Source organism: Paenibacillus curdlanolyticus YK9 (assembly GCF_000179615.1).
GTDB lineage: Bacteria > Bacillota > Bacilli > Paenibacillales > Paenibacillaceae > Paenibacillus_T > Paenibacillus_T curdlanolyticus.
In genome coordinates, this window is sequence record NZ_AEDD01000005.1 from 225,928 (window position 1) to 251,622 (window position 25,695).

Consider the following 25,695-nt stretch of genomic DNA (forward strand, 5'->3'; position numbering starts at 1 on the left):
CCGCGACGTTGGCTGCGATAAGTTGTTACTGGCAGTCGCTTCACGTAACCGGAATGCGTGATCGAAATAATGACATCCTCACGAGGAATTAGATCCTCGTCTAGAATCTCGTCTTCTCCGATTGTGATTTCCGTTCGACGGTCATCGCCGAAGCGCTCTTTTATTTCGTTAAGTTCTGTGCTGATGATATCCAGAACAAGCTGTTCGTCCGCCAAAATCGCTTTATACTCCGCAATCTTCGCCAGCAGCTCTGCATATTCAGCCTCGATTTTATCGCGCTCCAAGCCGGTGAGACGTTGCAGACGCATATCGAGAATCGCTTGTGCTTGTTCGAGTGAGAGCGAGAAACGGGTAATTAACCCTTCACGTGCTTCATCCGCTGTACGCGATCCACGGATCAGTGCAATGACTTCATCCAAGTGGTCGAGTGCAATCCGCAGACCTTCGAGAATATGGGCTCTTGCTTCCGCCTTCTTCAGGTCGTACTCCGTACGGCGGCGGATGATCTCAATTTGATGCTGCAGGTAGTGATACAGCATATCGCGCAAATTGAGAACTTTCGGCTCACGATTGACTAGTGCCAACATGTTTATGCCGAAGGTGGACTGCATCTGCGTCTGCTTATACAAATTATTAAGCACAACGTTCGGGTTAACGTCCCGGCGCAGTTCGATTACAACGCGCATGCCGTTGCGGTCCGATTCATCGCGAAGGTCTGTAATGCCTTCGATCTTTTTCTCCCGAACCAGCTCGGCGATCTTCTCCACCAATCTCGCCTTAATTACTTGATAAGGCAGCTCATGAACGATAATGCGAGCTTTGCCGCCATTATCTTCGATGATTGCGCGAGCGCGCATCGTTACAGAGCCGCGCCCAGTTGTATAAGCTTGCCGGATGCCTGAGTGGCCCATTACGTAGCCGTAAGTCGGGAAATCCGGGCCTTTAATATATTCCATTAATTCGATGGACGTAATATCAGGGTTAACGATAAGCGCCTGTACCCCGTCAATGACTTCGCGCAAATTGTGAGGTGGGATATTCGTAGCCATACCTACCGCAATACCCGTTACACCGTTAACCAGCAGATTCGGGTAGCGCGAAGGGAGAACAACTGGCTCATGTTCTTCACCATCATAGTTGGGAGCAAAATCAACGGTATCTTTGTTCAGATCGCGGAGCAGCTCCATTGCAATCTTGGAAAGCCTTGCTTCTGTATATCGCATTGCTGCTGCCATATCGCCATCGATGGAACCGAAGTTGCCGTGGCCATCAACCAGCATGTTGCGCATTGAGAAATCTTGCGCCATACGGACCATAGATTCGTATACAGCCGAGTCACCATGCGGATGGTACTTACCGATAACTTCGCCTACGATCCGTGCTGATTTCTTATAAGGCTTGTCCGGTGACATGCCTAGCTCGGACATGGCATACAAAATGCGCCGGTGAACCGGTTTTAATCCATCCCGCACATCTGGCAATGCACGACTTACGATAATGCTCATGGCATAGTCCATGAACGAATCGCGCATCTCAATGCCAATATCGCGGTCTTTAATCTGAGAGCTTTGTTCTTCCGCCATTGTTATCCTCCTGACGTATTCTGCAAACGATACAGCTCGCGTTATGCGTCGCACTATCGCTATGAATGAATCAACCTAAATGAGGTTGACTGTACAATCGAATCCGTCTGATGACATCATCGCCGGCCTGCGGCTTATACGATGCAAGCCGACTTAACCGCATTAAAATTGTTAGTCTATTCCTTTCACAAAGCTGTGCAGCTTAAACCTGCTTCGTGCAGTAATATGACTTCCTGCTAAATCAGGGCGATTCCGATGCAGAAAATGTGTTACTCGCCCTTCGCTTTCAACTGAATTCCGCCATATGATAATGAGGAATACGAGTACTTACGCCGCAATAGGCATACCTCTTTATTATATCATCGATTTCCACCTCTGTCTCGTTTGGCTGTCGAATGATCGGGATAGTTTTATGGTGAAAGGCGGAGTTGAAGATTGGCTATTCAACGTGTTCAGAGTAAGTGGGCGAAGACGACAGCCCTGTTGTGTTCCGAGCAGATGCGCCAATATATTCCCGAAACATCACCGTTTCGACGTGAAACGATTCGTGCCATGCTTGATCAGCACCAGATGGTGTACGTCAAACCCGACCTGGGCACGTTTGGCCATGGCGTTATAAGAGTCGACAAATTACAGCATCATTCGTGGTCCTATCAATTCCAGCTTGGCAAGAGAATTCGACGTTTTTCTACGTTTGACAGCATGTATAAACAGTTGGCTGCTGTTCAATCGGGCAAGCGTTATTTGATCCAAAAAGGCATTCATCTGCTAAAGCATCAAAACCGTAGATTCGACCTTCGCGTAATGGTGCAGCATAATATGCAAGGCATGTGGGAAACGACCGGCATTATCGGCCGGCTCGGCCACCCTGCCAAAATCGTAACGAACTATCATAGCGGCGGCACACCGCTATCCTTTCAAACGCTTATGTCCTCCCACCTGCCAGAATTCGAACAGACGAATCTACTCAACAGGCTGTCGGTACTGGGGGTCAATACTGCGCAGCAGCTGCAGACCCATTATCCCGGACTAAAAGAGATCGGAATCGACATCGCTCTCGGCACGGATATGCATCCATGGATTCTTGAGGTTAATACGTTACCGGACCCTTTTCTATTTCGCAAGCTAAAGGACCGCATGGTGTTCAAACGAATATACAGGTATGCGGTCGGGTACGGCCGATTCAAAAAGTAGCATAGCGCGATTGCGCAAAAAAGCCGCAAACCTGTGTTAGGTTATGCGGCTTCGTTATGGTCCAAACTCGATTCGTTTAGAAATCCAAGTTTTTTACATATTTCGCGTATTGGTGAATGAAGTCTCTACGCGGTTCTACATTGTCACCCATAAGCGTATCGAATACGACATCAGCTTCCATCGCATCTTCGATCGTAACTTGAAGCATCGTACGACTCTCAGGGTCCATCGTTGTTTCCCACAGCTGTGTAGCGTTCATCTCTCCGAGACCTTTGTACCGTTGAACGTTGACTTTGACGCCTTCGCCGAACTCGGCAATAATCTGATCGCGTTCCTTCTCACTTTGCGCATACCGAACGACTTTATTGCGCTCGACTTTGAACAGAGGCGGTTGTGCGATATAGATAAAGCCAGCATCAATGATTTTACGCATGTAACGGTAGAAGAAGGTGAGCAGCAGCGTACGGATGTGCGCGCCGTCGACGTCAGCATCGGTCATAATGATGATTTTGTGATAACGTGCCTTTGCAATATCAAAATCATCGCCGATCCCTGTACCCAGAGCCGTAATAATAGCGCGAATTTCGGCATTGCCTAGAATCCGGTCCAGCCTAGCTTTCTCAACGTTAAGAATTTTACCGCGCAGCGGCAAAATCGCTTGGAAGTGGCGATCGCGTCCTTGCTTCGCCGAGCCGCCTGCCGAGTCGCCTTCGACGATGTACAGTTCGCTGATCGAGGCGTCCTTGGACGAACAGTCTGCCAGCTTACCTGGCAACGAGCTTACTTCCAGCGCACTCTTGCGGCGTGTCAGCTCACGTGCTTTACGGGCCGCCTCCCGAGCACGGGATGCTTGCAGACCCTTCTCAACGATACGCTTCGATACGGAAGGGTTCTCGTCGAGAAACTCCTGAAGCTTCTCAGCAAAGAAAGATTCCACGATACCGCGCACTTCACTGTTGCCTAGCTTGGTCTTCGTCTGTCCTTCGAACTGAGGCTCAGGAATTTTCACCGAAATAATCGCTGTCAGGCCTTCCCGAACGTCATCGCCTGACAAATTCGAATCGTTGTCCTTGATCGAATTAGTACGGCGCGCATAGTCGTTAATAATACGTGTCAACGCGCTCTTGAAACCGGACTCATGCGTTCCGCCCTCATGCGTATTGATATTGTTAGCGAACGAGTAGATGTTGTCGGAATAGCTGTCGTTGTATTGCAGCGCAACCTCTACCTGGATATGATCCTTCTCGCCTTCCACGTAAATCGGCGTCTCGTGCAGCGCTTCGCGATTCCGGTTCAAGTATTTTACAAACTCGATAATACCGCCATCGTATTTGTAGATATTGCTTTGGCCGGTTCGCTCATCGGTTAGTGAAATGGAGATGCCTTTGTTCAAGAATGCCAACTCGCGAATACGCGATTGCAAAATCTCATATTCGTAAACCGTCGTCTCTGTAAAAATCTCCGGGTCCGGCTTGAATTGGACGATCGTTCCTGTCTCTTCCGAATCGCCAATCACTTTAATGTCGTATTGTGGCGCACCGCGGCGATATTCCTGCTGATATACATGCCCATCACGCTTAACCGTAACGGTGACGTGCTCAGACAATGCATTTACGACCGAAACACCGACGCCATGAAGGCCGCCGGATACTTTATAGCCTTCGCCGCCAAACTTACCGCCCGCATGGAGCACCGTCATAACGACTTCAACTGTCGATTTTTTCAGCTTTGTATTCTCGCCGACCGGAATCCCCCGACCGTTATCTACTACGGTAATGCTGTTATCTTCATGAACGATCACATCGATATGCGTACAAAACCCAGCGAGTGCTTCGTCAATTGAGTTATCGACAACTTCCCAGACGAGATGATGAAGACCTTTGCTGCTTGTAGAGCCGATATACATCCCCGGACGTTTCCTTACTGCCTCTAGCCCTTCGAGAACCTGTATCTGACTCTCATCATACGTATTCTGGTTCAAAGACATGCCTACCCACTACTCCTCTCGACTGCTTCTCCTGATTGCGATTCGGCCCGCCGACTTAATAAGCCGCAAAATGATGGGCCCGCTTCTTCAGCGTGGAGGATGAAATCGGCGAATAATATATTTTATGCTTAGTGAGCACGATCGACTTAGGTTCCTCTTCACCAATCGTCTCGACGTCCTTGCGTTTGCGTGCGCCCGCTACGAATTGTTTGGAAAGCTTGGACGATTGCTCAATCGATATATCGAAAATGGCGACCAGTTCCGCTGCCCGAATGATTTTCTCTCCGCCCAAATGAATATACATTCGCAGTCCTCCCTTTCGCTAAAACGCCATTATTCTTTAACGCATTACCGCATGACACGTCCTTCTTGAACATGATAAATGCCGGCATCCTGAAGTTTGCCGACATCGACGCTCTCAAGACCGGTCGCTGTAATAAACGTTTGAACTTTGGATTGGAATGTCTCGATTAATTGCGTCTGGCGATTGCGATCCAGCTCGGACAGCACATCATCAAGCAGCAGGAGCGGATACTCTCCAATCTCCTCGCGAATTAATTCGATTTCCGCCAGCTTAAGAGATAATGCAGTCGTTCGTTGTTGTCCTTGGGAACCGAACGTCTGTGCCTCTTTGCCATTAATAAAGAACATTAAATCATCACGATGAGGGCCAACAAGCGTTGTTCCTCTGCGTATTTCTTGCTCTTTCACCTGTGTTAACTTTAACATAAAATGCTCAAATAAAACAGATTCATCTTCAAACTCGAACGATGGCTTGTAAGAAACCGTTAATTGTTCGGATCCAGCCGTTATTCCTGCATGAATTTGCTCTGCCCATTGTTGGAGCTTATGAATAAAGTATTTCCTTTTTTTTATAATTTTAACACCAAAATCCGCCAGCTGCGCATTCCACACCTCAAGCAGTCCCTGTTTGTCGCCGCCTGAGGACCAAAGCGTCTTCAGATAGTTATTGCGCTGAACGAGCACCTTGCTGTATTGCTGCAGCGTATGCAAATAACCGGGCTGTACCTGCCCGATTTCCATGTCTAGAAACCGACGGCGTACGCCCGGCGTTCCTTTCACAATCTCCAAATCCTCTGGCGCAAACATGACGACATTCAACGAGCCGACGAAGTCGCTCAAACGTCGTTGCTCCAAGCCATTGATCTTAGCTTTCTTGCCTTGCGCCGACAACATCAGATCCAACTTGACTGTACCGTATTGCTTGTCTGCTTCCCCATGGATATGTGCATCCGTCCCATTCCAACCAATGAGCTCCTTGTCCTTGGCTGTCCGGTGGGACTTGGTAAGGGCGAGGGCGAAGATTGATTCAAGAAGGTTTGTCTTCCCTTGCGCATTGGGCCCGATAAACAGATTTACTTTACTGTTCGTATCAAGTTCGAGTTCTGCATAGTTTCGATAGTTGCGCAGGGCGATTCGTTTCAGAAACAAATGTCTTCAGCCCCCGATACTGCGTATTCTTTCATTCTCACTTAACGTCGAGTGACCGTAAATGAACCAAAGCCCTGAACATTCACGACATCGCCCGCATAGAGCTTGCGTCCCCGCCGGTTGTCAGCCTCGCCATTAATCAAGATTTCATTTTCCTGTAGAAAAAACTTCGCTTGTCCGCCGGAATCGATGCAGTCCGACAGCTTTAAAAACTGCCCAAGCGCGATATATTCCGTTCCGATTGCAATTTCTTTCATTCGATGTCGCTCCGTTTCTAGCCCGTCGTACGATACGGCAAAATAATATAGGTGCTATGCGGATGATCCGCCGGGCGAATGATAATCGGGCTCATGGCGCCCGTAAATTGAATATTCAGCTGCTCGCTATCAATAACCTTCAGCACATCAAGCATATATTTGGAGTTAAACGCGATACGAAGCGCTTCTCCTTCCATTTTGAACGCTTCGAGCTGCTCGGTTACGCGGCCCAGCTCGGATGAGCTCGACGAAATTTCGATACCGCCATGTTCCAGCGTAATGAGGCGAACGATGTTCGTTTTTTCTTCGCGGCTCATGAGGTAAGCACGGTCGATTGCATCGGTTAATTTTTTTGTATCCACAACGAGTTCTGTTTTGTAAGACTGCGGAATAATCTTGGAAGTGTCGGGATAGGTTCCGTCGAGCAGTCGGGAGTAGAACAGAACGCTGCCGATTTTAAATAAAGCCTGATTATCCGCAACTACCATCTCTACAAGCGCAGATGCATCTGGAATTAGGCGTGAAAGCTCATTCAATGTCTTAGCCGAAATAACGACGTTGGAGAATCGGAGGCTTGGCAATGTATCCACATGTGCAGAACGGTTCGCAAGCCGATGACGGTCTGTGGCTACGAAACGTAGCTCGCCTTCGAAGAGATTGACAAGCGCTCCCGTCAAAATCGGTGTTTGCTCACTTGTAGATGCAGCAAATACCGTTTGGCGAATAAGCGATTTCAGCAGATCGCCTGGAATTTGAAGTACGTCGCTTTGTTCAATAGACGGCAGCACCGGGAATTCCTCTGGATCGAGTCCGACCATTTGAATATCGGTGGAGCCTGAACGAATCATCGTAATAAATTGTTCGCCAACCTCGATTTCGACTTCGTCGGACGGAAGCTTTTTAACGATCTCTACGATAAATTTGGACGGCAATACGACACTGCCTGGCTTATCTACTTTAGCGACGATGGAATCTCCGGATTCAACGGGAATGAAGCTTTGGATTGAAATATCGGTATCGCTCGCTGTCAGCGTTATGCCTTGATGGGTTACATCGAATTTAATACCGCCAAGAATCGGAATAGCCGGTCGTGTCGAAGCAGCTTTCGCTACTTGTTGAATCGCGTCGTTTAATTCATTTTTTGCAATGGACAGTTTCATGATTTTCACTCCTATAACGAGAGTCCGATAGGGATCGGCATTCTGCTTTCGCAAGAAGGCGACGAATGTCGTTTATTGACGTTGTTTAATAATTTAAAACAGTAGTAGTAGCAGTAGGCGACCTGAATATGTGGATAAGCCTCGAGAACGTTGATGAAGCAAGCCTATCCACATGTGCATAGCTTGTGCATAGGCTTGCTTCGTTGTTCTACGTTATTCACGTATGATTTTTAATTTTCTCGGTCAGGTTTTGTAGAATTTTGTAAAGATCCGGATCCGTCTTGAGCTGAGTCGTAATTTTCTCATGCGCATGGATGACGGTTGTATGGTCACGGCCGCCGAACGCTTCGCCAATCTTGGGCAGCGAGTAGTCGGTCAATTCACGAGATAGGTACATCGCAATTTGCCTTGGATAAGCAACCGCTTTGGTCCTTTTCCTCGCTTTAAACTCCTCCAGCCGCAGCCCGTAAAACTCGCCAACCTTATGTTGAATATCCTGAATCGTAATCATTTTAGGCCGGCTTGATGGAATGATATCCTTCAACGCTTCAGCTGCTAAATGAGACGAAATATCTTCATTAATGAGCGAAGAATAGGCAACGACGCGGATAAGCGCGCCTTCGAGCTCACGGATGTTCGTATCAATCTGGTTTGCGATGTAGACCATTGCTTCATTCGGAATTTCCAGGTTCTCTGCCTTTGCCTTCTTGCGAAGAATGGCGATCCGGGTTTCCAAATCTGGCGCTTGAATATCCGTTATTAATCCCCATTCGAACCGGGAACGAAGCCGTTCCTCAAGCGTCGGGATCTCCTTCGGCGTACGGTCGCTGGAGATAATAATTTGCTTTCTTTCCTCATGCAATGCATTGAACGTATGGAAAAACTCTTCCTGCGTACCGTCTTTGCCCGCCAGAAATTGAATGTCGTCAATGAGCAGCACATCGATGTTGCGGTATTTGTTCCGAAAACTCTCGCCGCGGTTGTCTCGAATGGCGTTGATGAACTCGTTCGTGAATTTCTCGGATGAAATATACATAACTTTAGTGCTCGGATTATGATCCAAAATATAATGCCCGATGGCGTGCATAAGATGAGTTTTGCCTAGTCCAACTCCCCCGTATAGGAAAAGCGGGTTGTACGCTTTGGCTGGCGCTTCTGCAACTGCGAGCGATGCCGCGTGGGCAAATCGGTTGTTGGCGCCTATTACAAATGTATCAAACGTATATTTGGGATTAAGCAAATGGGTGAAGGGCTCATCCGAAGCGACGGGCACTTGCACGGCCACTGGCAAAGGCTGTGCGGGCTCTGGCGCTCGGTTTTCTTCAATTATGAATTTCACGTCGACTTGCCGTCCCAGAAATTCGAACATAGTCGTTCGGACAAGCTTGGTGTATCGGCTTTCCAGCCATTCGGCCGCAAACGTCGTTGGCGCGGTTACGACGAGAACTTCACCGTCAAGCTCGGCTTTCGTCGCTTTGAACCACGTATCGAAGCTCGGCTTACTAAGCTTCGTCTGGATGACCGACAGCACTTGCTGCCACATATCCGGGGTATGGCTGTCCACAGCGTGTCACTCCTTAATCTGAATGGCCAAACTGGCTCTGTAATGCGGGGTTCGTGACAAATATACGCAATGGCTTGGTCAGCCATCCACAGTATAAACGAAGGTAAACCCATAAACTATTAAGAGGGGAATTGATTTGTTCACAATGTTATCCACAGCCTGTTAATAAGATAGTTGTTCACAGGCCTGTATCCACACAGAAAACATATCTATCATAGCAAAAAGAGCCTTATATTACAACGAATCTGTCCGTTTTATCCACAAATCCTACAGGTTGTGTATAAATGTTATCGACAGCACAAGATATTGTTTATAACTTGTTAAAATTCGACATAATTCGCCGGAACCGCTCAAAATCTATGCACATGTTATTAATTTTCGTCAAAAATCACAACGCAGCCTGTGCATATCCACAAAATTCGTCAACGCGCTCTCCAGCTGTGTACAACTTCCGTAGTGTGTCCAATTCTGGCTGCTGCGCGGCGGTTGACTTTTAATTACCGACGTGGTTAAATAAAAAAAGGTCTTTTTGAGGACTATTGGGTCATGTAATGATCCGTTTGAAACCGCAGTTTGGTGAAATGCTTCTTTAATGAAAGAATGCCGCAAGTTATGCGGAAGCATACTCTCTTCGGAGAAGGAGACATATCACGACACTTTTCAAGGAGGTGCAAACGAAATGAGACCAACGTTTAAACCGAACGTAAGCAAACGTAAAAAAGTACACGGCTTCCGTACTCGCATGAGCTCGAAGAACGGTCGTAAAGTATTGGCCGCTCGCCGTCAAAAAGGAAGAAAAGTGCTGAGCGCATAAATTGAAGACCACTGTGCGGTGGTCTTTTTTTTTATCTATTTTTAGAACGACCTCTTTATTGAAGGAAGTGGGGTAGAGGAGCATGCATCGCAAGCTGAGATTGAGGAATCGTGCAGATTTCAGTCGGATTTATCGAGGCGGAAAGTCGTTTGCCAATGGACAATTCGTTGTGTATTGGTCCAAGCAGCCTGCGGCTGAGCCATTTCGGCTTGGCGTATCGGCCAGCAAAAAGATTGGCAACGCCGTTATCCGCAATCGGATGCGCCGAGTCGTCAAGGAAATCGTTCGACTGAATGCAGAGCGGATCGCGCCGCGGGTCGACCTTATTCTCATCGTTCGCAAGCCTGCCGTCGACATGAAGACGAAGGAACTGGAGCGGAGCGTGCTTCATGTTTTGAAAAAAGCGGGGCTGTTGAAGCAGCGCGCTTAGCCCGCTTTCGACCAATAGGACGAGTTGTTTATTTGGTACTAAGAATATGGTATAGTTTAGTGTGGAAAAGCAATGGCTCTGACAGAGAGGAGTTTGTGATGTTGTCCCGGATTTTGAAACAGAGATGGCTGCTTGTATTAGGGCTGGTGCTGCTTATGGCCACGCTAACGGGGTGTTCCTCGCATAACCAGACGATGACAACAGAGGATTTGTTGCAGGGTAACTTCTGGCAGAAAAACGTTGTCTACTGGTTCGCATTAGTGCTTGATACATTCGCAAAATGGTTCGGTGGCGAGTACGGTTTATCGATTCTGCTCCTGACGATTATTGTAAGAACGCTTATCTTGCCACTGACGCTGAAGCAATACCGCAGCTCGAAAGCAATGCAGGCCATCCAGCCTGAGCTCGAGCAATTGCGGAAGAAGCATAAAGACAATCCACAGCTTCTGCAGCAAGAAACGATGAAGTTGTTCCAGCAAAACTCAGTGAATCCGATGGCGGGATGTCTGCCTATGATTGTGCAAATGCCGGTGTTTATCGCATTGTACAATGCCATCTATATGAATAGCGCGATTCGCGAGCATCAATTCCTATGGTTGGAGCTTGGACAGAAAGACCCGTATCACATCTTGCCGATTATCGCTGCAATCACGACGTTTGTACAAACGAAAATGATGCAGTCCCAGCAGAAGACAACCATGCCTGGCATGCAAGCTATGCTGCTGATTTTCCCAGTCATGATCTTCGTTATGGCGCTCAGCTTCCCAGCTGCGCTGCCGCTCTACTGGATTTTCAGCAACCTGTACACAATCGTTCAGAACTACTTCCTGTACGTACGCCCATCCAAGCGTAAGGAGAGTGTTCCTGCAAAATGAGAAAAATCGTCGCATCGGGGAAAACGATAGAAGAAGCTGTGCGTAACGGATTATTACAACTGCAAACGACTGAAGATCGCGTCCGAACGGTCGTGCTGGAGCAGCCTTCCAAGGGGCTCTTCGGCTTGATCGGTGTGAAGGAAGCTAAGGTTGAGCTGGAAGAGCTGCCTGACGCTTCGGATCAGGCAGAGCGGTTCATCCGCGAAGTTGCGAGTGCGATGGGACTGGAAGTTTCGGTATCACGGTCACAGACAAGGGAAGGGCTTCTACTTGTTGTTCAAGGAGAAGGCGAGCTTGGTCAGATGATTGGACGCCGAGGACAGACGCTCGATGCACTGCAATATTTGACCACAATCGTGGCCAACCGTTATAGCGACAAGCCGATTCGAATCGTACTTGATGCGGAGAATTTTCGAGATCGCAGGCGGAAGACATTAGAGGAGTTATCCGATCGGTTAGCCGGCCGTGTCGTGAAGACACGGAAGGAAGTCGTGCTGGAGCCCATGTCATCGCAAGAACGCAAAATTATTCATTCGCAGCTGCAGCACCACCCTGATGTCCGAACGTTCAGCCAAGGGGATGAACCAAATCGCCGTGTTGTCATCGCAATCCAAGACAGGAATGTGAAGGGGTAATTCGGCGAATAATGAGGATATCGGGCGTGCAATTAACGTAGCGCATTATTCGCAGCAATGGCTCATAGCGGTCATTGCTGTTTTTTATGAGGAGCGTTTCATTTATGAATATGACTCACGATACGATAGCGGCGATTGCCACGGCAGTCGGCGAAGGAAGTATTGCTATCATCCGCGTTAGCGGGCCAGATGCGATTGAACGCACTGCTGATGTTTTCCGATCCAAAGAAGACTTTCGATCGGCGGAGTCCCATACTGTGCATTACGGGCATATCGTTGATCCGCTGACAAACCAGCGTGTGGAGGAAGTGCTCGTTACGGTAATGAGAGGGCCGCGCTCCTTCACGGGAGAAGACGTTGTAGAGATCGGTACGCATGGCGGAGTTATTGCGGCCAAAAACGTGCTTCAGCTCGTATTGAAACAGCCCGGCATACGGGTGGCAGAGCCGGGCGAATTTACAAAACGCGCATTTCTTAACGGGCGAATTGATTTGACGCAAGCTGAAGCGGTGATGGATCTTATTCGTTCCAAATCAGATCGCGCGTTCCAAGTGGCGATGAAGCAATCGGAAGGCTCACTGTCCAAGCGAATCGCAGACTTAAGACAAACGATCATTGAGGTAATTGCGCATGTTGAGGTTAACATTGATTATCCGGAACATGATGTAGAGGAACTAACAAGTGCGTTCATACGCGAGCATTGCGGAGTGGCGTTAGAGGGCGTTAAGCGTTTGCTGAAGACGGCATCAGAGGGCAAAATATTGCGCGAGGGTATTGTGACCGCGATAGTAGGAAGACCGAACGTAGGCAAGTCGTCATTGCTTAATGCGCTTACGCAATCGAATAAAGCGATTGTTACCGATATACCGGGAACAACCCGGGATGTAATTGAGGAATTCGTTACGGTTAATGGCATCCCCCTGCGACTGCTTGATACGGCAGGCATACGCGAAACTGCCGATGTCGTAGAACGTATTGGCGTGGAACGTTCTAATTCAGCTTTGGAAGAAGCGGATTTGATTCTATATGTGTTAAATCGAAATGAGAAGCTGCATGACGATGACCGTCAATTGATGGAGAAGCTAGCTGGCCGCCAGGTTGTCGTTATTTTTAATAAAACGGATCTTCCACAGCAGTTGGAAACAGCCGAGGTTGAGCAAGTGTTTCCTGCCGAGCGGATTGTACCGATGTCGGTACTTGGAGAAGAAGGAATCGATCGACTTGAAGAGGTGATCAGCGAGCTGTTCTTCGAAGGTCGAATCGAATCGAATGATCTGACCTATGTAACGAATGTTCGTCATATTTCGCTGCTTGAGCGGGCAAAGCAGTCGTTGCTCGATGCGATCGAGGCGACTGAAATCGGTGTTCCGATTGATATCGTGCAGATCGATATTCAACAGGCGTGGGAGCTGCTTGGTGAAGTGATAGGGGATTCGGCAGGCGAATCGCTGCTGGATCAGATTTTCTCGCAGTTTTGCTTAGGGAAGTAAGGAAGCTAGTCAGCTAACATTGAAGTTACACTTGATGATAGATGGATGTTCATTTTAAAACGGATTTGCAATTCGTTTAGGTGCATAAAGGAGGTTTTCAACAATGGGATATGTCGGAGGAAGCTATGACGTTATCGTCGTAGGAGCGGGACATGCAGGAAGCGAAGCGGCATTGGCGGCAGCCCGAATGGGATGCGAAACGCTGCTGCTGACGATTAACTTGGATATGGTTGCGTTTATGCCGTGTAATCCGTCGATCGGCGGTCCGGCTAAAGGGCACGTTGTAAGAGAAATTGATGCGCTCGGCGGGGAAATGGGCCGCAATATCGATAAAACGTTTATTCAAATGCGGATGCTGAATACGGGCAAAGGCCCTGCCGTTCATGCGCTTCGCGCACAAGCGGATAAATTCGATTATCAGCATATGATGAAGAAAACAATTGAGGAAACGGATCATCTTACGCTTCGCCAGGGCATGGTGGATGAGCTGATCGTAGAGGATGGCCATTGCGTAGGCGTGATCACGAAGACGGGAGCGGAATATCGCGCCAAAGCTGTCGTTATCACAACAGGTACTTATATGCGCGGTAAAGTGATTATGGGCGAGCTGATGTATGAGAGTGGACCGAATAATCAGCAGCCTTCTATCAAGCTGTCGCAATGCTTGAAGGACCTTGGTTTTCAACTCGCTCGATTTAAGACGGGAACACCGCCGCGGGTCCATGGCGATACGATTGATTTCAGCAAAACGGAGATTCAACCGGGCGACGAGAAGCCGAAGTTTTTCTCCTATGAAACAGAGAGCTCCAATAATGAACAACTGCCTTGCTGGTTGACTTATACATCTGAAACGACGCATCAAATTATTAATGATAATTTGCATCGGGCACCGATGTTTTCTGGTGCAATAGAAGGAACGGGACCACGGTATTGCCCTTCTATCGAAGATAAGATTGTTCGATTCGCCGATAAGCCGAAGCATCAAATTTTCCTAGAGCCAGAGGGGAAAAACACGTCGGAGTATTACGTTCAAGGGCTTTCGACGAGTATGCCGGAGGACGTGCAACTGGGCATTCTGCGTTCGATTCCTGGGCTTGAGAATGTCGAAATGATGCGGACCGGCTATGCAATCGAATATGACGCCGTTGTTCCTACGCAATTGTGGCCATCGCTGGAGACGAAACTAATCGAAGGTTTGTTTACTGCCGGTCAAATTAACGGTACATCGGGCTATGAAGAAGCGGGAGGCCAAGGCATCGTAGCCGGCATTAATGCTGCTCGCAAAGCGCAAGGCAAAGAGCCTGTTATTATCGAACGTTCGCAAGGCTACATCGGTGTTATGATTGATGACCTTGTGACCAAAGGCACGAGTGAGCCATACCGTTTGTTGACCTCACGTGCAGAATACCGATTGCTGCTTCGCCACGATAACGCGGATCTTCGCCTCACGCCGCTTGGATATGAAATCGGATTGATAACGCAAGAGCGTTATGACCGTTATTTGAACAAGAAAGAGTTAGTGGAACAAGAGATCGAGCGTCTGAAAACGACGAAAATCCGGATGGAGGAATCGGTACAAGCGTTGTTGGCTGAGATCGGATCGGCTCCATTGACTGGCGGCTGTTCAGCGCTCTCGCTGCTTCTTCGTCCAGAGGTTACGTATGCGCACATTGAGAAGCTCGTTCCCGCGCCTTATGAATTGACCGAGGAAATGAAGGAGCAGGCTGAAATTCAAGTGAAGTACAGTGGGTACATCGAGAAACAGCTGCACCAAGTTGAGCGAATGGGCAAAATGGAGAAAAAACGGATTCCAGATGATATCGACTATTTTGATGTCCATGGTCTGGCAAACGAAGCAAAAACGAATTTGTCGCAAATTCGCCCGCTTTCGATCGGGCAAGCCTCCCGTATTGCAGGCGTTACGCCTGCAGACATCTCGATTCTCCTCGTATACCTCGAGCATTATAATCGTGTGACGGCTGCTCGCGCAGCAAGGGGGTAGCGGGCAAGAATGGATAAGATACATGCGTGGTTCAATGGTGCGCTGGCCGAAAAGGGAATTACATTGACGGCGGAGCAACTGGACCAGTTTGAAGCCTATTTTCGAATATTGGTCGAATGGAACGAGAAAATGAATTTGACCGGCATTACGGAAAGGGAAGCAGTCTATGAGAAACATTTTTATGATTCGGTTGCGCTATCCTTTTATGTCGATATGAAAAATGTACGGCATATTGCCGATATTGGTTCTGGGGCCGGTTTTCCGAGTCTGCCTATCAAAATCTGTTTCCCTCATCTGAAGATCACAATTGTTGATTCGTTAAACAAGCGGATTTCCTTCTTGCAGCACGTTGTTAATGAATTAGGGCTATCTGATGTATCCTGCGTTCATGGACGCGCCGAGGATATCGCAAGACTGCCTGAGCATCGCGATCATTATGATCTGGTGACGGCTCGGGCGGTTGCGAAGCTCAATGTGCTCAATGAGTTTTGTCTCCCATTTGTGCGCAAGGGGGGAACCTTCGCTGCAATGAAGGGGGGCGACCCGACAGACGAAATCCGTGAAGCTAGCACGAGTCTTCGGGAGCTTAAAGGGAAAACAGCGGGTACAGAAGCAATGCAGCTTCCATTTGAACAGTCTGAACGGCATATTGTTCTTATTACGAAGACAGATTCCACGCCTAGGAAATACCCGCGAAAAGCGGGTACACCATTGAAACAGCCTATCCTATAGCTTATATTCAATGCCGAGAATGTTTCACGTGAAACATTCTCGGCAAACTTATTTGTGCCGATAGTCAATTCAAGCAGGAAATGTGGGCAGTCGTAGCGAATTTAAGTAAAGCAAGCATGTATTCGGATGGATACTCGGTACGATTGTTTCAAAGTACAAGCTAGTGCATGACTGACTGTACGCAGCTTGTATTTCTTCGGAATGTTCATTTCTTTTGAACGGACATCGGCATATTAGAATCGGGTGGTAGTTGACGTTATGAAAGAACAGTTTTCACGGTTGTTCGGTCTAACCGATCAACGAAACAATGCGGAATCGGATGAAGTGAAGCAAATTCCGATTAGTGAGATCGATACGAGTCCCTATCAGCCGCGTACAGTGTTTGATGATGAACGAATTGATGAACTATGCCAAACGATTAAGACGCACGGGGTTATCCAACCAATCGTGGTACGTCTTCGTAATGGACGGTATGAGATCATTGCGGGTGAACGGCGCTGGCGAGCTGTAACGAAGCTCGGACTTGAGCGTATTCCTGCAATCGTACGCGAGTTCAATGATTCACAAGCGGCATCGATCGCGCTAATTGAGAACCTTCAGCGGGAAGGGCTTACTGCATTAGAGGAAGCGGTAGCTTACCAGAAGCTGATTGATCTTCATCAACTAACGCAAGAGAGCTTGGCGCAGCGGTTAGGCAAGAGCCAATCCACCATTGCGAACAAGATTCGCCTGCTTGGATTGAGCAGTCCGGTTAAGGACGCGCTAATGGCTCGTAAGATTACGGAACGTCATGCAAGAGCACTGTTGTCGTTGGACACGGAAGAGCTGCAAGAAAAGGTGTTAGGCGACATTGTTTCCAAAGAACTGAACGTGAAACAAACCGAGGCTCGCGTCGCATTTTATAAAGAAGCAACGAAGGCGAAGAAGGCAAGAAGAGTTTCGTTCACGAAGGACGTTCGTCTCGCTTTGAACACGATTCGCCAATCCATCGAGATGGTAACGACATCAGGACTGAAGATTGATACGAAGGAAAATGATCACGATGATCATTATGAAATCGTCATTCATATACCTAAACGTTAAATCGTTTGATTGGATTACGGTCCTAAGCGGTTAAGTAAGAGTAGTTATTTTATGTTTTAATGACGTAATGCCTGGCGAAAGCGGCCGTCTAGCCGCTTTTTCTGGTTTCTAGACAAAAAGTTTGTATACACACAAGAGGTGAACCGGATTGGCTAAGATTATTGCCATCACAAATCAGAAGGGCGGTGTCGGAAAAACGACAACGTCCGTAAATCTAGGCGCTTGCCTTGCCTCTTTAGGCAAACGAGTGCTGTTGGTTGATATCGATCCGCAGGGTAATACGACGAGCGGGATTGGCATTAATAAAGCGGATGTTGAGAATTGTATCTATGACATTCTTATTAATGATGTACATCCCCGGGATGCGATCGTACCAACCAACATTCCAGGTCTCAATGTTATCCCAGCAACGATTCAACTAGCAGGCGCTGAAATTGAAATGGTTTCAACGATATCGCGAGAGGTCCGTCTCAAAAAGGCTTTACATTTAGTTAAACAGGATTATGATTACATCCTCATTGACTGCCCACCTTCGTTAGGGCTTCTGACCATCAATTCCCTTACGGCATCTGATTCGGTCCTTATTCCAATTCAATGTGAATATTATGCGCTAGAAGGATTAAGCCAGTTGCTCAACACAGTACGGCTAGTCCAGAAGCATTTGAATACAACGTTGCAAATTGAAGGTGTACTGCTGACGATGTTCGACGCACGTACGAACCTCGGCATTCAAGTCATTGAAGAAGTGAAAAAGTACTTCCAGCAGAAGGTGTATCAGACGATCATTCCTCGTAATGTTCGTCTTAGCGAGGCCCCTTCCCACGGACAGGCTATCATCACATACGATCCACGCTCGAAGGGTGCAGAAGTGTATCTTGAGCTGGCGAAGGAAGTGATTACGTATGAGCAAGCGGCTAGGTAGAGGGTTAGACGCCCTTATTCCATCCCTGTCGGTTAAGGATGACGACAAGGTAATTGAAATCGCGTTAGGTCAGCTTCGTCCCAATCCATATCAGCCTCGTAAAACGTTTGATGAGGAATCGATTAGAGAGCTAGCCGAATCCATCAAACAGCATGGCGTCATCCAGCCGATTATCGTTCGAACGGTGCTGAAAGGGTATGAAATCATTGCAGGCGAACGGCGTTACCGCGCATCGCAACTATGCGGGAATACAACGATTCCTGCGGTTGTACGGACGTTCACAGATCAGCAGGTTATGGAGATTGCGCTGATTGAAAATCTGCAGCGTGAAGATTTGAATGCAATCGAGACGGCTATTGCGTATCAAGCGCTCGTCGACAAGTTCCAATTGACGCAAGAGGAGCTGTCGATGAAAGTAGGTAAGTCGAGATCGCATATTGCAAACTTTTTGCGGTTGCTGACATTGCCAGCGGAAATTAAGGATAATGTTTCACGTGGAACATTGTCGATGGGCCATGCGAGAGCGTTGGTCGGAATTAAGGAAGTAAAGGAACAGCAGGAACTGGCGCGGTTAACGATTGAACAAGAGTGGAGTGTCCGGGAATTAGAGGCAGTCATTCAGAAACAGTCGGAGAAGCAGCCAGAGAAAGCTAAAGTAAAAGCGAAGAAACGTGACCCTTATTTGGAAAGCATAGAAGAGACGCTGCGTGAACAATTTAAAACAACGGTTCGCGTCAAGCAGCAGAAGGATAAGGGACGAATTGAATTAATGTATTACAATAAGCAGGATCTTGAGCGTTTGTTAGAAATTTTGCAGCAAATGGCTTAAATCCAAGATGTCCATCATATCATTCCTATAGCGCACGATAATCGCGATAGCATGCCGGAGGTTGTTATGTTCTTCATGAACGTATACACTGAGGTATGCTATTGTTGGCGTTAATGGACGTAAGCAAGAGATGGGAGTCGGAAGGGAAGGAAGAGGATTGGAGCAAAATCGAGTTATTTATCTGGACCACGCGGCGACGTCATGGCCTAAGCCAGAAGCTGTAGTGAAAGCTGTATATGATGCGATGCTAAATGATACAGCTAATCCGGGCAGGGGGAGCCATGCGATGGCTGTTCGCTCCAGCCGTCACATTTTCCAAGCGCGTAAGCAGTTAGCAAAGCTATTTCGGATTAGTAATCCGAATGACATTGCTTTCTCGATGAATACGACAACTGCGCTTAATCAAGCGATAAAAGGGTTTCTTCAGCCGGGAGACCATGTGATCTCAACGGCTGTGGAGCACAACTCGGTGAGGCGTCCGTTGGAGTACTTGAAGCAGGCGATTGGCATTCAGGTGACGTACATAGAGGCTGATGAGAAAGGGTTCATTACACCGCAGCAGGTTGAGCAAGCGATTATGCCCACTACACGACTTGCCATCATCAACCATAGCTCGAACTTGCTTGGGACTATTGCGCCTGTCGCCGAGATCGGAGAAGTATGCAGACGCAGAGGCGTAAAGCTGCTTGTAGATGCTGCCCAGAGTGCGGGTATTTTGCCCATTGATGTAGAAGCGATGGGAATCGATATGATGGCGTTTCCTGGGCATAAGGGGCTGTTGGGCCCACAGGGCACAGGAGGCCTCTACATCCATCCTAACCTTGATCTTATCCCAATGCTGCATGGCGGAACAGGAAGCCAATCTGAGGCTCCTGAGCAGCCTAGCGTAAGGCCGGATCGATATGAGGCGGGAACGCCTAATACGCCAGGGCTTGCGGGGCTTGCGGCAGGTGTCAGCCACGTTCTGCATGAGACGGTTCAAACGATCCATACTAAGGAATGGCGCCAGACGCAAATGATGATGGAGGGGCTGCTCGGCATTCCGGGCATTCAAGTGCTTGGTCCGGAACTTGGACAGCCGCGTACAGGAATCGTGTCATTCAATTTGGCGGGCGCCGACGCATCAGAGCTTTCGTTCATATTGGATCAGCATTATGGAATCGCGGTACGCGCGGGCTATCATTGCACCCCGCTGGCGCATGCTGCAGCAGGCACCATGGAAACCGGTGCGGTTCGTGCAAGTGTGGGATGCTTCACAACGGATGAGGAAGCCATGTCTATTGTTGAAGCAATGAAAGAAATTAGTAAGCACTATTCGGATGTTTAACCTGAAATAACGTGTAATGGTTGAGCTGCAATTGAAAATGGAATTGGAGTAACGGGGGAGCGAGTATTCAATGAACGATGCATTGTCACCATTACAGATTGCTGTAGTCGCATTAGGCGCTGTCATTATTGTGCTTATTATTTGGATGACGGTTATTGGCGGAAGATTGAAGAAGTTGCGGAAACAATACGTAGCTGCGATGGATGGTATGGGCGTTACAAACTTAGAGGATATTTTGGGCGAGATGAAACGGCAGTTAAGCGAGCAGGAGCAGCAAATCGTCCAGCAGCATGAGGCGCATGAATTGCTGAAAAAGGCGTTAAGCGAATCGCGTGGAAAGGTTGCTGTACATCGCTACAATGCATTTGCGGAGCAAGGCAGCGACTTAAGCTTTTCGTTAGCGATTGTGAACGATTCGCAGGATGGCATCGTATTAAGCGGTTTGCATAGCCGCGAGGATACGTATGTTTACGCGAAGCCGCTTGATAAAGGGGACTCGCCATATCCATTAACGCCGGAAGAGAAGAAGGCAGTTACTCTGGCATTGCAGCAGGCCTAGATGTCGTACGGCAGTTCATAATGGCGGAGAATAAGCTGTGAGCGATAACGTCGGCCATTCGCATCACGAGATGAAGCCGAGTATTTTGCAAAACGAAATATTCCATGAAGCCTCCGACATTAACGATGCCGGTAATATGCATATCGCCGACCGGCGGGAGCTGCTTGTTTACGCCAGCGCCAGGACGCACGGGTCCGATGCCGACTTGTATGTTGCCAACGCTCGTAACTTGTCCGAGGCAGGCATCAATGCCGATGACGAAGGGGTTATGATTTTGCCGATGGAGGAGTTCAAGCGTCTCCTCGAGATTCATAGCATGCACAGGCTCCTCAAGCGTGCCATATAACTCAAAATGAGGACTGCGGAACTTACCTAACGCGGTGCCGATCAGCGGACCGAGTGAATCACCCGTCGAACGATCGGTACCGACACAAACGACGATAATGCGTTGATTGCCGGATAGGCCGTTCAGTAGAACCGTTAGCCGATTAGTCAATATGCCGGACACGTTTGGCTCTTGATAAGGCACTTTCAACGGTGATTCATACAACGACGACAGCTTCATAGTATCCCCTCCGCCTCTCGTAATGTAATACTAGTATATGGTTGGGACAACCATTTTATACGTAACGTACCGTGCAAAATGTTTGGGAGTGTGCTTATGCTTATTGCATTCGATTCGACGCAGCAGGCGCTGCGTATGGAGATGCTGCTAGAGTATATAGAAATTGACATAGACCTATGCCCTACGCCTAAGCAAGTAACGGCTGGATGCGCGTTATCCATTCGGTTCCCGGATGAGGATGAGCATCGCGTGTGGGAAGTGATTCGTACGGAGAAGGTCGAAATTAGAGGCATGTTCCGTGAGATAGGGGACGAGTTCGAAGAGTTAGCGGCCCCATAACAAAGGTGCAGTTTCAATTAAGAGTTTTGTAGAGTGACATATGGGGTTAGAAAAATAAATAGACTTGAGACAGCTTAGATAGAAGCAAGCTTCAAGGGAAGCGGCTTGATGGAAAGGCGGTTATACCAGATGGACATTACTGCGGTATGGAATGATCTAGTGGATTGGGTAACGAGCGGACGGATGTGGGCAACCTTCGGCATGTCAGTCGTCAGGATTGCGTTGATATTGCTTATTGGCAGAGTCGTAGAGCTTGTCATATTCAAGTCAATCGATCGCATGATGATTGAGCGGGAGATGAAGCAAACGCAGCATACCCGTCGTGTGCTAACGGTGGGCAAGCTGCTCAAAAACGTATCATCGTACCTCATCTATTTCGTTGGCGCACTGCTCATTCTAGCGGAGTTTAATGTTAATCTGGCGCCATTGCTCGCTGGGGCGGGCGTCCTTAGCTTGGCAATCGGGTTCGGCGCGCAAAGCTTGGTGAAGGACATTATTACCGGCTTCTTCATCATTCTGGAAGACCAGTTTGCGGTAGGTGACGTTGTACAAACCGGGCAGTTCAAAGGAACGGTAGAAATGATCGGGCTGCGCACCACTCGCATTAAAAGTTGGACAGGCGAGCTGCACATTATCCCCAATGGCATGATTAACGAAGTAACGAATTTCTCCATGAACAATTCACTTGCGGTTGTTGATGTCGCAATCGCTTACGAGGAAGATGTGGAGCGAGCACTCAATATTATGAAGCAGACGGTAGCTACCGCAGGCAATCATTTGGATAATACGGTCAGTACGCCTGAGGTTCTCGGCATTCAAATGTTAGGGCCGTCGCAGGTCACGCTGCGCGTTATTGTCGAGTGCTTGCCTAATACGCAGGTTGCGGTGTCGCGCGAGCTGAATGCGCTGATTAAGAAGGCTTTCGACGATAATCATATCGATATACCATATCCAAGAATGGTCACCTATCAACGATCGGAGAAGGGGGGAGTACGGGATGGAGCGTAAGACATTTCAATTAGGCGATGTTGTGCAGATGAAGAAGCCGCATCCGTGCGGGACGAATGAGATGGAGGTTATCCGAATGGGGATGGACATTCGGATCAAATGCGTAGGCTGTAAACACAGCGTACTCGTGCCGCGTGCGAAGTTCGAGAAAAACCTGAAAAAAGTACTCCGTTCTAAGGAAGAAACGACCGACGGCATCGAGCAATCGGAAGGGCAATAAAGCGACGGAATAATAAAAATTCTGACAATTTCAAAAGACTTGCATCGAGTTTTGTCGTGTGCTACAATAAGTCTTGTCTTCACCACGGAGAGGTACCCAAGAGGCCCAAGGGGGCTGACTCGAAATCAGCTAGGCGGTTCATAGCCGTGCGTGGGTTCGAATCCCACCTTCTCCGCCATACATAAGCGACTAACGGTTCTCGATTTTAAAAATCGAGGGCCGTTTTTTATTTTGAACAAGCCACTGCAATGAAAAAGGGACCCTTACGGGTCCCAGTTGACGGCGCTTTGAAGTTTGTGAAAAAGACTACTTCAGGGAACAGAAATCGTGGATCATCGTTACGAATTCGCGGCAGAATTCGTCGTCTACATCCGACGTCTTGCGACGTTAATTTGACTCTACGATGGTGTTACGGACGGTCGTCTTTGGCACAACCCCTCGCTTCTATGCATCCGTGTCTTATTTCTTCGTCGTCATTCCTTGCACCAATATAGGCTCAATGGAACCACACCTCGCGTTTCGCCGTCGAGAGTATGATGTGCAGTCGTTGAAGAGATTATGCAGCAATGAAGCAATAATCGGTTTTGAAGCTTAATCACGACCGATCGCCGCAGAAGCGGACGTTACTTAGGCATCCGTTTCCACTTGCGCTCATGATTGCTCGTGTTCGGGAAACGCTCGCCTTTGTGCAGCTTAACGATTTGAGGATTGTTGATGCCCATGTGGAATGAGTTAACGCCATCCTCAATATAAGTGCCGCTATTCGGGGCTTTGTCGCCTGGCGAGAATAAAGTCCATTCACCCATAGTATTGCCTCCCTGTATAAGTCATTTGAAACGCAGCGTTCGCGCTTCTGCCATAGTGTGCGCCGAGGGAGGCAAGCGCATGACAGGCAGAATTCGGCGGGTTTTCCGTGCTTGCCATCAGCAGGGCGTTTAAGGTATAGTAATATGGTATGCGAGTTAGCGCTCGCTCCTTGCTCCCTTAATTGGGGGCCGCTCTAGTCCAAGAGGAGGTGAATCAAATGCGCAAATACGAAGTGATGTACATCCTTCGTTCTGATGTAGAACAAGAAGCAGTTCAAGCCATCGTTGAAAAATTCAATGGCATCATCACGAACGGCGGCGGTGAGGTTTCCAAAACCGACATCATCGGCAAGCGCCGTCTTGCGTATGAGATCAACAAGCAACGTGACGGTATCTATGTTCTCGTACACTTCTCGGCTCCGGCTGAAGTTATCGTTGAACTGGATCGCGTTATGAAGATTGCGGACGAAGTATTCCGTACTCTGATCGTTAAAGATGTTGCTTAATTGATGCAAGTACGTAAGTGATCGATTGGGAGGTTTTCACGATGTTAAACCGTGTGATTCTGATTGGCAGATTAACGCGCGATCCTGAGTTGCGTTATACGCCTGCAGGCGTCGCAGTTACGCAATTTACGCTGGCGGTCGATCGTCCGTTCACAAGTGGCGGAGGCGAGCGCGAAGCTGATTTCATACCGGTCGTAACATGGAGGCAACTAGCGGAGACGTGTGCTAATTATCTTCGTAAAGGACGTCTTGCAGCGGTCGAAGGCCGTATTCAAGTACGTAACTACGAGAATAACGAAGGCAAGCGTGTCTATGTTACCGAAGTGATTGCGGATAACGTTCGTTTTCTGGAGTCGAACCGTGAAGGCGGGGCGCCTCGTGAAGAGGGAAGTTATGGCGGTGGAAACAGCGGTGGCGGTTTCGGCGGTGGCAGTAATGCCGGCGGCGGATCATATGGCGGCAACAGCGGCGGCGGTAGCCGGTCCGGTCAAAACCAGCGGAATGATAATCGCGATCCGTTCTCGGATGACGGGAGACCAATTGATATCTCGGAAGATGATTTGCCATTTTAATTGAAAGGATGGGGTTCCTGAATGAGCTTCAAGCCACGCGAAGAAGGACAAGATCGTCCAGAACGTAAATTCGGCGGTCGTAAAGGCCGTAACAAGCGCCGTAAAGTGTGCTTTTTCACGGTAAACAAAATCAAGCACATTGATTACAAAGACACCGATTTGCTCCGTAAATTCATCAGCGAGCGCGGCAAAATCTTGCCACGCCGTGTGACGGGTACGAGCGCGAAGTATCAGCGTCTTCTGACGGTAGCGATCAAACGCTCGCGTCAAATCGCACTTCTGCCGTACACGACGGAATAGCATATCGTACAGGAGGCAGCCAACTTACTGGCTGCCTTTTTTGTGCTGAGATGGTTGGTTTGTGGAAGATGAAACTATTGCAATAATTGCTCCGTCTAATATTTGTACGCTTGTTGCTCAGCGATATCTCCGATAATGGGGAGCTTCACCCATTTGCCCTGCAAAGAGAGCAGCATAAGGACAAGCCACAGAATGAATGAAAGCGGCGCTAGCAGCCCAGCGAGAAACCATCCGATAAATGGGATCATGCCCAGTATAAGATGAATGACAATGAGCGATGCAGAGACGATAATCGACTGCATGGCATGGAACTTTACGAATCGGCTTTGTTTCTCAAGGACGAGAAACAGGAATCCGGTAACGAAGCTGCCTAAGTAACACAACATTCCTGCTATCCTAGCATCTAGACCCGTGGAGGAGCGATCGGGACCAAGCGACGGTGGCTGCATTTTTGAAAATCTCCTTTCGATATCTACTTCGATCG

At 48.4% G+C, this 25,695-nt stretch carries 29 protein-coding genes and 1 tRNA gene (1 of these 30 only partly in view); 20 read left to right on the forward strand and 10 right to left on the reverse strand.

The genetic code is table 11. From position 1 onward, the window contains the following. Positions 1-1,583: the 5' portion of a DNA gyrase subunit A gene (gene gyrA / locus PAECUDRAFT_RS11215; RefSeq protein ID WP_006038210.1), read on the reverse strand. It extends 895 nt beyond the left edge of the window; 1,583 of the gene's 2,478 nt are visible here — the first part of the coding sequence; its start codon is at positions 1,581-1,583; its stop codon lies off the left edge, out of view. A gap of 435 nt (positions 1,584-2,018) precedes the next feature. Between gyrA and PAECUDRAFT_RS11220 the strand changes: the two genes are divergently transcribed. Beyond that, a complete protein-coding gene (locus PAECUDRAFT_RS11220) occupies positions 2,019-2,777 on the forward strand; it encodes a YheC/YheD family protein (RefSeq protein WP_006038211.1) in 759 nt (252 codons plus the stop codon). A 76-nt stretch (positions 2,778-2,853) separates the two neighbouring features. Here the strand turns inward: PAECUDRAFT_RS11220 and gyrB are convergent, their stop codons facing one another. The 6 genes from gyrB to dnaA form a co-directional block, all read right to left on the reverse strand. Beyond that, the gene (gene gyrB, locus PAECUDRAFT_RS11225; RefSeq protein WP_006038212.1) at positions 2,854-4,764 is read right to left on the reverse strand and encodes a DNA topoisomerase (ATP-hydrolyzing) subunit B; all 1,911 of its coding nucleotides are present in this window, start codon (positions 4,762-4,764) and stop codon (positions 2,854-2,856) included. A 55-nt stretch (positions 4,765-4,819) separates the two neighbouring features. Next, complete coding sequence (remB, locus tag PAECUDRAFT_RS11230) at positions 4,820-5,068, reverse strand: extracellular matrix regulator RemB (protein ID WP_006038213.1); 249 nt, start codon at positions 5,066-5,068, stop codon at positions 4,820-4,822. A 44-nt stretch (positions 5,069-5,112) separates the two neighbouring features. Then, complete coding sequence (gene recF / locus PAECUDRAFT_RS11235) at positions 5,113-6,216, reverse strand: DNA replication/repair protein RecF (protein ID WP_006038214.1); 1,104 nt, start codon at positions 6,214-6,216, stop codon at positions 5,113-5,115. A gap of 41 nt (positions 6,217-6,257) precedes the next feature. Next, on the reverse strand, positions 6,258-6,473 hold the full coding sequence (gene yaaA / locus PAECUDRAFT_RS11240) for a S4 domain-containing protein YaaA (protein WP_006038215.1): 216 nt from the start codon (positions 6,471-6,473) through the stop codon (positions 6,258-6,260). Positions 6,474-6,490: 17 nt separating this feature from the next. Next, positions 6,491-7,633, reverse strand: coding sequence for a DNA polymerase III subunit beta (gene dnaN / locus PAECUDRAFT_RS11245; protein ID WP_006038216.1), 1,143 nt, complete (start codon positions 7,631-7,633; stop codon positions 6,491-6,493). A gap of 217 nt (positions 7,634-7,850) precedes the next feature. Continuing rightward, positions 7,851-9,197: a chromosomal replication initiator protein DnaA gene (gene dnaA, locus PAECUDRAFT_RS11250; RefSeq protein WP_006038217.1), complete on the reverse strand. Its 1,347-nt coding sequence runs from the start codon at positions 9,195-9,197 to the stop codon at positions 7,851-7,853. Between the two features lie 679 nt (positions 9,198-9,876). On the opposite strand from dnaA, the gene rpmH reads away from it, so the two are divergent. From rpmH to PAECUDRAFT_RS11305, 12 genes are all read left to right on the forward strand, one after another. Further along, on the forward strand, positions 9,877-10,011 hold the full coding sequence (gene rpmH, locus PAECUDRAFT_RS25260) for a 50S ribosomal protein L34 (protein WP_006038218.1): 135 nt from the start codon (positions 9,877-9,879) through the stop codon (positions 10,009-10,011). Positions 10,012-10,093: 82 nt separating this feature from the next. After that, positions 10,094-10,441 carry a ribonuclease P protein component gene (gene rnpA / locus PAECUDRAFT_RS11255; protein ID WP_006038219.1) on the forward strand — a complete coding sequence of 116 codons (348 nt, stop codon included), beginning with the start codon at positions 10,094-10,096 and terminating at the stop codon, positions 10,439-10,441. 98 nt (positions 10,442-10,539) lie between these two features. Further along, positions 10,540-11,316: a YidC/Oxa1 family membrane protein insertase gene (locus tag PAECUDRAFT_RS11260; protein ID WP_006038220.1), complete on the forward strand. Its 777-nt coding sequence runs from the start codon at positions 10,540-10,542 to the stop codon at positions 11,314-11,316. Next, complete coding sequence (gene jag, locus PAECUDRAFT_RS11265; protein WP_006038221.1) at positions 11,313-11,951, forward strand: RNA-binding cell elongation regulator Jag/EloR; 639 nt, start codon at positions 11,313-11,315, stop codon at positions 11,949-11,951. Before PAECUDRAFT_RS11260 ends, jag begins: the two co-directional genes overlap by 4 nt. Before the next feature lie 110 nt (positions 11,952-12,061). Next, entirely contained in the window at positions 12,062-13,441 is a 1,380-nt protein-coding gene (mnmE, locus tag PAECUDRAFT_RS11270) for a tRNA uridine-5-carboxymethylaminomethyl(34) synthesis GTPase MnmE (RefSeq protein WP_040712316.1), read from the forward strand. 103 nt (positions 13,442-13,544) lie between these two features. Then, positions 13,545-15,443 (forward strand): tRNA uridine-5-carboxymethylaminomethyl(34) synthesis enzyme MnmG, encoded by a 1,899-nt coding sequence (gene mnmG / locus PAECUDRAFT_RS11275; RefSeq protein WP_006038223.1) that lies wholly within the window; start codon positions 13,545-13,547, stop codon positions 15,441-15,443. Between the two features lie 9 nt (positions 15,444-15,452). Further along, entirely contained in the window at positions 15,453-16,175 is a 723-nt protein-coding gene (rsmG, locus tag PAECUDRAFT_RS11280) for a 16S rRNA (guanine(527)-N(7))-methyltransferase RsmG (protein ID WP_006038224.1), read from the forward strand. Between the two features lie 258 nt (positions 16,176-16,433). Next, on the forward strand, positions 16,434-17,258 hold the full coding sequence (gene noc / locus PAECUDRAFT_RS11285) for a nucleoid occlusion protein (RefSeq protein ID WP_006038225.1): 825 nt from the start codon (positions 16,434-16,436) through the stop codon (positions 17,256-17,258). Positions 17,259-17,406: 148 nt separating this feature from the next. After that, positions 17,407-18,180, forward strand: coding sequence for a ParA family protein (locus PAECUDRAFT_RS11290; protein WP_006038226.1), 774 nt, complete (start codon positions 17,407-17,409; stop codon positions 18,178-18,180). Then, entirely contained in the window at positions 18,161-19,009 is an 849-nt protein-coding gene (locus tag PAECUDRAFT_RS11295) for a ParB/RepB/Spo0J family partition protein (protein ID WP_006038227.1), read from the forward strand. Before PAECUDRAFT_RS11290 ends, PAECUDRAFT_RS11295 begins: the two co-directional genes overlap by 20 nt. Positions 19,010-19,139: 130 nt before the next feature. Continuing rightward, positions 19,140-20,336, forward strand: a complete 1,197-nt coding sequence (locus tag PAECUDRAFT_RS11300; protein ID WP_050794325.1) for an aminotransferase class V-fold PLP-dependent enzyme — start codon at positions 19,140-19,142, stop codon at positions 20,334-20,336. 70 nt (positions 20,337-20,406) lie between these two features. Continuing rightward, positions 20,407-20,895: a DUF4446 family protein gene (locus PAECUDRAFT_RS11305; RefSeq protein WP_006038229.1), complete on the forward strand. Its 489-nt coding sequence runs from the start codon at positions 20,407-20,409 to the stop codon at positions 20,893-20,895. Here PAECUDRAFT_RS11305 and yyaC read toward each other — a convergent pair. Further along, positions 20,870-21,460, reverse strand: a complete 591-nt coding sequence (gene yyaC / locus PAECUDRAFT_RS11310; protein WP_006038230.1) for a spore protease YyaC — start codon at positions 21,458-21,460, stop codon at positions 20,870-20,872. The genes PAECUDRAFT_RS11305 and yyaC overlap by 26 nt on opposite strands. A gap of 96 nt (positions 21,461-21,556) precedes the next feature. Here yyaC and PAECUDRAFT_RS11315 point away from each other — a divergent pair, with 96 nt between their 5' ends. The 4 genes from PAECUDRAFT_RS11315 to PAECUDRAFT_RS11330 all read left to right on the forward strand — a co-directional run bounded on the left by PAECUDRAFT_RS11315 (position 21,557) and on the right by PAECUDRAFT_RS11330 (position 23,205). Further along, positions 21,557-21,799 (forward strand): DUF3343 domain-containing protein, encoded by a 243-nt coding sequence (locus PAECUDRAFT_RS11315; protein ID WP_006038231.1) that lies wholly within the window; start codon positions 21,557-21,559, stop codon positions 21,797-21,799. Between the two features lie 108 nt (positions 21,800-21,907). Continuing rightward, a complete protein-coding gene (locus PAECUDRAFT_RS11320; RefSeq protein ID WP_040712160.1) occupies positions 21,908-22,807 on the forward strand; it encodes a mechanosensitive ion channel family protein in 900 nt (299 codons plus the stop codon). After that, positions 22,797-23,027: a DUF951 domain-containing protein gene (locus PAECUDRAFT_RS11325; protein ID WP_006038233.1), complete on the forward strand. Its 231-nt coding sequence runs from the start codon at positions 22,797-22,799 to the stop codon at positions 23,025-23,027. The genes PAECUDRAFT_RS11320 and PAECUDRAFT_RS11325 overlap by 11 nt, the downstream gene beginning before the upstream one ends. An 86-nt stretch (positions 23,028-23,113) precedes the next feature. Next, a tRNA-Ser gene (locus PAECUDRAFT_RS11330) sits at positions 23,114-23,205 on the forward strand. Positions 23,206-23,650: 445 nt separating this feature from the next. On the opposite strand, the gene PAECUDRAFT_RS11335 is transcribed toward PAECUDRAFT_RS11330, so the two are convergent. Further along, on the reverse strand, positions 23,651-23,833 hold the full coding sequence (locus PAECUDRAFT_RS11335; protein WP_006038234.1) for a YjzC family protein: 183 nt from the start codon (positions 23,831-23,833) through the stop codon (positions 23,651-23,653). A 218-nt stretch (positions 23,834-24,051) separates the two neighbouring features. Between PAECUDRAFT_RS11335 and rpsF the strand changes: the two genes are divergently transcribed. From rpsF to rpsR, 3 genes are read left to right on the forward strand one after another with little or no spacing between them, the layout of a single operon-like run. Next, complete coding sequence (gene rpsF / locus PAECUDRAFT_RS11340; protein WP_006038235.1) at positions 24,052-24,339, forward strand: 30S ribosomal protein S6; 288 nt, start codon at positions 24,052-24,054, stop codon at positions 24,337-24,339. Positions 24,340-24,380: 41 nt separating this feature from the next. Beyond that, complete coding sequence (ssb, locus tag PAECUDRAFT_RS11345; RefSeq protein WP_006038236.1) at positions 24,381-24,911, forward strand: single-stranded DNA-binding protein; 531 nt, start codon at positions 24,381-24,383, stop codon at positions 24,909-24,911. Between the two features lie 21 nt (positions 24,912-24,932). After that, positions 24,933-25,211 (forward strand): 30S ribosomal protein S18, encoded by a 279-nt coding sequence (gene rpsR / locus PAECUDRAFT_RS11350; protein ID WP_006038237.1) that lies wholly within the window; start codon positions 24,933-24,935, stop codon positions 25,209-25,211. 95 nt (positions 25,212-25,306) lie between these two features. Here the strand turns inward: rpsR and PAECUDRAFT_RS11355 are convergent, their stop codons facing one another. Beyond that, positions 25,307-25,597 (reverse strand): DUF4870 domain-containing protein, encoded by a 291-nt coding sequence (locus tag PAECUDRAFT_RS11355; protein WP_324603668.1) that lies wholly within the window; start codon positions 25,595-25,597, stop codon positions 25,307-25,309. Between the last annotated feature and the right edge of the window lie 98 nt (positions 25,598-25,695).

Excerpts from the sequence above, each read along its gene's own strand:
- rsmG (WP_006038224.1), top strand. The coding sequence starts at position 15,453 with ATGGATAAGATACATGCGTGGTTCAATGGTGCGCTGGCCGAAAAGGGA.
- PAECUDRAFT_RS11315 (WP_006038231.1), top strand. The coding sequence starts at position 21,557 with ATGCTTATTGCATTCGATTCGACGCAGCAGGCGCTGCGTATGGAGATG.
- PAECUDRAFT_RS11320 (WP_040712160.1), top strand. The coding sequence starts at position 21,908 with ATGGAAAGGCGGTTATACCAGATGGACATTACTGCGGTATGGAATGAT.
- ssb (WP_006038236.1), top strand. The coding sequence starts at position 24,381 with ATGTTAAACCGTGTGATTCTGATTGGCAGATTAACGCGCGATCCTGAG.
- PAECUDRAFT_RS11305 (WP_006038229.1), top strand. The coding sequence starts at position 20,407 with ATGAACGATGCATTGTCACCATTACAGATTGCTGTAGTCGCATTAGGC.
- PAECUDRAFT_RS11260 (WP_006038220.1), top strand. The coding sequence starts at position 10,540 with ATGTTGTCCCGGATTTTGAAACAGAGATGGCTGCTTGTATTAGGGCTG.
- gyrB (WP_006038212.1), bottom strand. The coding sequence starts at position 4,764 with ATGTCTTTGAACCAGAATACGTATGATGAGAGTCAGATACAGGTTCTC.
- remB (WP_006038213.1), bottom strand. The coding sequence starts at position 5,068 with ATGTATATTCATTTGGGCGGAGAGAAAATCATTCGGGCAGCGGAACTG.
- rpmH (WP_006038218.1), top strand. The coding sequence starts at position 9,877 with ATGAGACCAACGTTTAAACCGAACGTAAGCAAACGTAAAAAAGTACAC.
- dnaN (WP_006038216.1), bottom strand. The coding sequence starts at position 7,633 with ATGAAACTGTCCATTGCAAAAAATGAATTAAACGACGCGATTCAACAA.
- PAECUDRAFT_RS11325 (WP_006038233.1), top strand. The coding sequence starts at position 22,797 with ATGGAGCGTAAGACATTTCAATTAGGCGATGTTGTGCAGATGAAGAAG.
- PAECUDRAFT_RS11295 (WP_006038227.1), top strand. The coding sequence starts at position 18,161 with ATGAGCAAGCGGCTAGGTAGAGGGTTAGACGCCCTTATTCCATCCCTG.
- noc (WP_006038225.1), top strand. The coding sequence starts at position 16,434 with ATGAAAGAACAGTTTTCACGGTTGTTCGGTCTAACCGATCAACGAAAC.
- mnmE (WP_040712316.1), top strand. The coding sequence starts at position 12,062 with ATGACTCACGATACGATAGCGGCGATTGCCACGGCAGTCGGCGAAGGA.
- rpsF (WP_006038235.1), top strand. The coding sequence starts at position 24,052 with ATGCGCAAATACGAAGTGATGTACATCCTTCGTTCTGATGTAGAACAA.
- PAECUDRAFT_RS11300 (WP_050794325.1), top strand. The coding sequence starts at position 19,140 with ATGGGAGTCGGAAGGGAAGGAAGAGGATTGGAGCAAAATCGAGTTATT.
- rpsR (WP_006038237.1), top strand. The coding sequence starts at position 24,933 with ATGAGCTTCAAGCCACGCGAAGAAGGACAAGATCGTCCAGAACGTAAA.
- rnpA (WP_006038219.1), top strand. The coding sequence starts at position 10,094 with ATGCATCGCAAGCTGAGATTGAGGAATCGTGCAGATTTCAGTCGGATT.
- mnmG (WP_006038223.1), top strand. The coding sequence starts at position 13,545 with ATGGGATATGTCGGAGGAAGCTATGACGTTATCGTCGTAGGAGCGGGA.
- PAECUDRAFT_RS11335 (WP_006038234.1), bottom strand. The coding sequence starts at position 23,833 with ATGGGTGAATGGACTTTATTCTCGCCAGGCGACAAAGCCCCGAATAGC.
- jag (WP_006038221.1), top strand. The coding sequence starts at position 11,313 with ATGAGAAAAATCGTCGCATCGGGGAAAACGATAGAAGAAGCTGTGCGT.
- yaaA (WP_006038215.1), bottom strand. The coding sequence starts at position 6,473 with ATGAAAGAAATTGCAATCGGAACGGAATATATCGCGCTTGGGCAGTTT.
- PAECUDRAFT_RS11355 (WP_324603668.1), bottom strand. The coding sequence starts at position 25,597 with ATGTTGTGTTACTTAGGCAGCTTCGTTACCGGATTCCTGTTTCTCGTC.
- yyaC (WP_006038230.1), bottom strand. The coding sequence starts at position 21,460 with ATGAAGCTGTCGTCGTTGTATGAATCACCGTTGAAAGTGCCTTATCAA.